General features: G+C 36.6%; 4 protein-coding genes and 1 pseudogene. 3 read left to right on the forward strand and 2 right to left on the reverse strand.

Annotated features, from left to right (window positions below):
• Nucleotides 1-106 precede the first annotated feature (106 nt).
• Nucleotides 107-1,039, forward strand: coding sequence for a DHH family phosphoesterase (locus DT250_RS31435; protein ID WP_087985387.1), 933 nt, complete (start codon nt 107-109; stop codon nt 1,037-1,039).
• A gap of 51 nt (nt 1,040-1,090) precedes the next feature.
• Here the strand turns inward: DT250_RS31435 and ytrI are convergent, their stop codons facing one another.
• Nucleotides 1,091-1,594 carry a sporulation membrane protein YtrI gene (gene ytrI, locus DT250_RS31440; RefSeq protein ID WP_046958744.1) on the reverse strand — a complete coding sequence of 168 codons (504 nt, stop codon included), beginning with the start codon at nt 1,592-1,594 and terminating at the stop codon, nt 1,091-1,093.
• Nucleotides 1,591-2,004, reverse strand: coding sequence for a sporulation membrane protein YtrH (ytrH, locus tag DT250_RS31445; RefSeq protein WP_073516695.1), 414 nt, complete (start codon nt 2,002-2,004; stop codon nt 1,591-1,593). The genes ytrI and ytrH overlap by 4 nt, the downstream gene beginning before the upstream one ends.
• Nucleotides 2,005-2,046: 42 nt before the next feature.
• On the opposite strand from ytrH, the gene dnaE reads away from it, so the two are divergent.
• Together dnaE and ystJ are read left to right on the forward strand one after the other, a co-directional pair.
• Nucleotides 2,047-5,373: a DNA polymerase III subunit alpha gene (gene dnaE, locus DT250_RS31450; RefSeq protein WP_088609291.1), complete on the forward strand. Its 3,327-nt coding sequence runs from the start codon at nt 2,047-2,049 to the stop codon at nt 5,371-5,373.
• A 133-nt stretch (nt 5,374-5,506) separates the two neighbouring features.
• Nucleotides 5,507-6,295 (forward strand): annotated as a pseudogene (gene ystJ, locus DT250_RS31455) (NADP-dependent malic enzyme); the annotation flags it as partial.

The raw sequence follows: 6,295 nt of genomic DNA on the forward strand, positions 1-6,295 counted from the left end.
ACTTTAATTAGTGTGAGGATGTTTCTACGCTAATGATTTGCCCGCACCAATCGGGCTTTTACTGCACGTTAAAGTGAAGAAGTTGAGTAAAAAGGAGATTATACATATGCATGAGCAAATTTTAAGAGCAATTAAAGAGTTTGATACAATTATTATTCATCGTCATGTGCGTCCAGATCCAGATGCATTAGGTTCACAGGGAGGTCTTGGTACAATTCTACAAGAATCGTTTCCAGAGAAAAATATTTATACGGTTGGGTACAATGAACCTTCACTAGAATATTTACGAGTAATGGATGATATTGAAGATAGTGTATATGAAAATGCACTTGTTATCGTATGTGATACTGCGAACCAAGAACGTGTTGACGATCAACGCTATGCAAAAGGGAAGATGTTAATTAAAATTGATCATCATCCGAATGAAGATCCGTACGGAGATATTACGTGGGTAGATACGACAGCAAGTTCTACAAGTGAAATGATTTATGAGTTTTACAGTTATGGAAAAGATAAAGGATTACAGATAACGAAAGAAGCAGCTCGTCTTATTTTAGCGGGTATTGTTGGGGATACAGGTCGTTTCTTATTCCCGAATACAACAGCGAAAACACTTCGTTATGTAAGTGAGCTTGTTGATATGGATGTGAAGTTCACAGATTTATATAATGAAATGTATAAGACGAAAGAAAAGATTGCTCGTTTAAACGGCTATATTTTACAAAACTTTACGATGGTAGAAGAAGGAGCAGCTTACATTAAATTAACGAAAGAAGTGTTAGAAAAGTTTGATGTACTTCCTTCTGAGGCATCCGGTGTTGTTGGAGCACTTGGTAATATTGATGGATTAAAGTCGTGGGTTCTATTTTTAGAGGAAGACGATGTGATTCGTGTTCGTCTTCGTTCAAAAGGACCAGTGATAAATAAATTAGCAATGCAATATAATGGCGGAGGGCATCCGATGGCTTCTGGTGCAAAAGCATCTTCTTGGGAAGAAGCGGATCGTCTTTTTGCTGATTTACGTGAGTTGTGTAGATAAGAGATTATATATGAGAACGAAAAGAAGGAGCGGCGCTAAAGCCCTCCTTCTTTATTTTTCTTTCTCTATCGTAATGCTAATTTCAAGCACTGTATCAAAAGATATCGTATCGACTTTGAAACGGTATAGCCGATCGTAATGTTTGTACGTTTTGTTTTCGATTACCTTTTTGAGTAGGTCTTTATTTTTTGCTATACTTTGAATGTTTTTCGTTAAAAGATGTTGGAGGTCATTATGGATAGACGTAGTCATATTTTCGAGTGTAAGGTTGTCTAAATCGTATTTTTCTCGATTTATAAGTTTTATTTTAATCTCTTGAATAGTTAAGAGGCGTTTATTTTCTGTATTCAATTTTTCTTGATCTTCGAGAAGGACGTGGAGCTTTGCTTCTTGTTTTTCTATAATTTCTCGTTGCTCTGCTATTTTACTAGCTTGTTCTTCTTGAAAAACACCGTATATGTACAAAAAAACAAACCAGCTCAACACGCCTCCAACAGCAGCACCAGCTAAAACTAAATACCATTTTTTTGCTGTATTGGCACTTGGTACTCTCATACATGTTCCTGCGTTAGCCATTTAATAATGGTAAGACCTGTTTGCATACCACCCGTTGCGAAAAAAATAAGGAGAATTTGTTTTACAATATCTTTCATATCTCCGCCAAAGAAACTTCTTTCAAAGCTATAAAAAGTATCAAATGTTCCGCCAATTGCTGCAACAAGTGCCCAGATTCTTAAATTTTGGGCGAATTGATTAATGTAAGTTAGAGTTGGTTTTCCGATAAGAAATGCACCAAACCCACCAATTAATGAACCACCAAGTATAACCCCAAAGGCAATAAAATAACTAATAATAAGCAGAGAGAAAAAAGTATGTTCTCTTACATCCATCGTCATTCCCCTTTCTTCTTCATATATATGGACAAAGTATAAGAAGTATGTTTTGATTTCCGCTTTCCTCATCACCTATAATAAAAGTAGTCAGATTGGTAAAGAGAGGGTACAACAGTGAAGTTTGTGCATTTACAATGTCAAACCGTTTTTAGTTTATTAAAAAGTGCTTGTAAAATTGATGAGCTTGTAGTCAGGGCGAAAGAACTTGGTTTTTCGTCACTCGCTATTACGGACGAAAATGTTATGTATGGCGTTATTCCGTTTTATAAAGCATGTAAGAAACATGGTATACAGCCTATTATCGGCTTAACAGCTTCTATTTTTAGTGAAGAAGAGGAAAAATCTTATCCGCTTGTTTTACTTGCTGAAAATGAAATGGGCTATCAAAATTTATTAAAGATTTCTAGTAGCATTATGACGAAGTCAAAAGAAGGTATTCCGAAAAAGTGGCTTGCCCATTATGCGAAAGGATTAATTGCTATTTCACCAGGTAAAGATGGGGAAATTGAACAATTATTATTAGAAGACAAAGAGAGTCAAGCTGAAGAAGTAGCTCGCATGTATCAAAGTATGTTCGACAATTTTTATATGAGTTTGCAGCATCATGCGATTCAAGATGAACTGCTCCTGCAAGAGAAATTACCTGCATTTATGAGTAGGATAAATGTTCCAGTCGTTGCAACAAACGATGTACGCTACATCAATCAAAGTGACGCACTTGTTCATGAGTGCTTATTATCTGTTGAAAGTGGAACGAAAATGACTGATCCAGATAGACCAAGGTTGAAAACTGATCAATATTATTTAAAATCATCAGATGAAATGGAAGCACTATTTTCTCACGTAGAAGAAGCGATTTATAACACAATAGAAATTGCAGAACGTTGCAGAGTAGAAATACCGTTTCATATAAATCAATTACCGAAATTTCCTGTTCCAGCTAACGAGACGAATGATATGTATTTACGCCGCGTTTGTGAAGAAGGCTTGCAGAAACGATATGGTACGCCGAAAGAAGTACATATAAAGCGTTTGAATCATGAATTAAACGTTATTTCTAGTATGGGGTTTAGTGATTATTTCCTCATCGTGTGGGATTTTATGAAGTATGCGCATGAAAATCATATTTTAACAGGACCAGGACGTGGATCGGCAGCCGGCTCACTCGTTTCTTACGTATTAGAAATTACAGATATTGATCCGATTGAATACGATCTATTATTTGAAAGATTTTTAAATCCTGAACGTGTGACACTTCCAGATATTGATATCGATTTTCCAGATATAAGACGTGATGAGATGATTCGATATGTGAAAGATAAATATGGTCAGCTGCGTGTTGCACAAATTGTAACGTTCGGGACGCTTGCAGCGAAAGCGGCGATTAGAGATATTGCGCGTGTAATGGGGCTTCCGCCGCGAGACATTGACATATTCTCAAAACTTATCCCATCAAAGCTTGGTATAACGTTAAAAGATGCATATGAGGAATCGCAATCACTCCGTGAGTTTATACAAGGGAATCTGTTACATGAGCGTGTGTTTGAAATTGCAAAACGTGTAGAAGGCTTACCACGTCATACGTCTATTCATGCAGCTGGCGTTATTATGAGCCAAGAGCCGTTAACCGGAAGTGTTGCAATACAAGAAGGGCATAACGATGTGTATGTTACGCAATACCCAGCTGATGCATTAGAAGAACTTGGTTTGTTAAAGATGGATTTTTTAGGATTACGTAATTTAACGTTACTTGAAAATATTATAAAGTTTATCGTGAAAAAGACGGGGACACAAATTGATTTAAGAAATTTACCACTTCAAGATGAAAAGACGTTCCAATTGTTAGGTAGAGGGGATACAACAGGTGTATTCCAGCTTGAATCAGGTGGTATGCGAAATGTACTTCGCGGGTTAAAACCGAATGAATTTGAAGATATTGTCGCTGTTAACTCGTTATATAGACCAGGACCAATGGAACAAATTCCAACCTTTATTGAATCAAAGCACGGAAAAAGAAAAATTGAATATTTACATCCGGATTTAAAGCCGATTTTAGAAAGAACATACGGTGTAATTGTATACCAAGAACAAATTATGCAAATTGCGTCGAAGTTGGCGGGATTCTCGCTCGGAGAAGCAGATTTATTACGCCGTGCAGTGAGTAAAAAAAATCGTGATATTTTAGATCAGGAGCGTAAGCATTTTGTACAAGGCTGTTTACAAAATGGTTATGACGAGACATCCGCAGAGAAAATTTACGATTTAATTGTAAGATTTGCGAATTACGGTTTTAACCGAAGTCACGCTGTAGCCTACAGTATGATTGGATATCAGCTTGCTTACTTAAAAGCGAATTATACGCTGGAATTTATGACAGCATTATTATCAAGTGCAATTGGAAATGAAGATAAGATTGTGCAGTATATACGAGAAACGAAGCGGAAAGGTTTTCACGTTTTGCCGCCGTCTCTTCAGAGAAGTGGTTACAATTTCCAAATAGAAGGTAATGCGATACGTTACAGCTTACTTTCAATTCGAAACATCGGAATGGCTACAGTGACAGCATTACTCGAAGAACGAGAGAAAAAAGTATTTGAAGATTTATTTGAATTTTGTCTTCGCATGCCATCAAAGTTTGTAACAGAGCGAAATTTAGAGGCGTTCGTCTGGTCTGGGTGTTTTGACGATTTTGGTGTTTCGAGAACAAATTTATGGAAAAGCCTTAAAGGAGCGTTAGAGTACGCAAATCTTGCACGTGATTTAGGAGATGCTGTTCCAAAATCAAAATACGTGCAAGGAGAAGAGCTCTCTTTTATTGAACAGTTAAATAAAGAGAAGGAAGCACTAGGTTTTTATTTATCAAGCTATCCGACAGCGCAGTATGTGAAGTTAGCGAAAGAATTAGAAATTCCATCTCTTGCTCAGGCAATGCGACATAAGAAAAAAGTACAAAGGGCTATCGTGTATATAACAAGCGTGAGAGTGATTCGTACGAAAAAGTTGCAAAAGATGGCGTTTATTACATTTTGTGATCAAAACGATGAAATGGAAGCAGTTCTTTTCCCTGAAACATATATACATTTCTCAGATAAGTTACAAGAAGGAGCAATTGTTTTAGTTGACGGCATGATTGAGCTTAGAAATCATAAGTTGCAATGGATTGTAAATGGACTATATCCGTTAGAAGAAATGGATGTGTATGAAGAAAAGAAAGATGCATCTGTTTACGTGAAATTGTCGTCTCAGTATGAGAAAAAGCTTTTAAATCAGGTTACTAAAATATTGTTTGACTATTCAGGTTTTGCGAAAGTACTAATTTATTATGAAAAGGAACATAAAATGGTACAATTGTCTCGAAGTTTATCGATTCATCCAAGTGAAGAATGTTTAGGAGCACTTCGTGAAATTGTCGGGGAAGAAAATGTAGTTGTGAAAATATAATGGACAATTTCCCTACACTTCGATTATTATAGTAGTAGTGTTCGTGGTCAGACCACTTGGAGAAATTGATATCAGCTAGAATAATTTGAGGAGAGTGGATAGTTTGTCAACACTTCGTGAAGAAGCACTTCACATGCATAAAGTGCATCAAGGAAAATTAGAAACTGTATCAAAAGTAAAAGTAGAAAATGCAAAAGATTTAAGTCTTGCATATTCTCCAGGGGTTGCAGAACCTTGTAAGGAAATTTATGACGATAAAAGTAAGGTATATGAATATACAATGAAGGGAAATATGGTAGCAGTTGTGACAGATGGAACGGCTGTACTTGGTCTTGGTAACATTGGACCTGAAGCATCTCTTCCAGTAATGGAAGGTAAAGCTGTATTATTCAAGAGCTTTGCTGGTGTAGATGCATTCCCAATTGCCTTAAATACAAACGATGTAGATAAAATTGTTGAAACTGTAAAATTAATGGAGCCAACTTTTGGCGGCGTTAACTTAGAGGATATCGCAGCACCAAACTGCTTCATTATTGAAGAACGTTTGAAAAAAGAAACAAATATTCCTATCTTCCATGATGATCAACACGGAACAGCTATCGTAACAGTAGCAGGTCTTGTGAACGCGCTAAAATTAGTTGGAAAGAAAATGTCTGACATTAAAGTTGTCGCAAATGGCGCAGGTGCAGCAGGTATTGCAATTATTAAACTTTTATATCGCTATGGTGTACGCGACATTATTATGTGTGACCGTAAAGGCGCAATTTATGATGGTCGTCCTACAGGTATGAATCCGGTGAAGGATGAAGTTGCAAAATATACAAATAAGAATCGTATTGAAGGTTCTTTAGCTGACGTTGTACAAGGTGCGGACGTATTCATTGGTGTATCTGCAGAAGGTGCATTAACAGAAGAGATGGTT

It is taken from the genome of Bacillus sp. AR2-1 (assembly GCF_008368755.1).
GTDB lineage: Bacteria > Bacillota > Bacilli > Bacillales > Bacillaceae_G > Bacillus_A > Bacillus_A wiedmannii.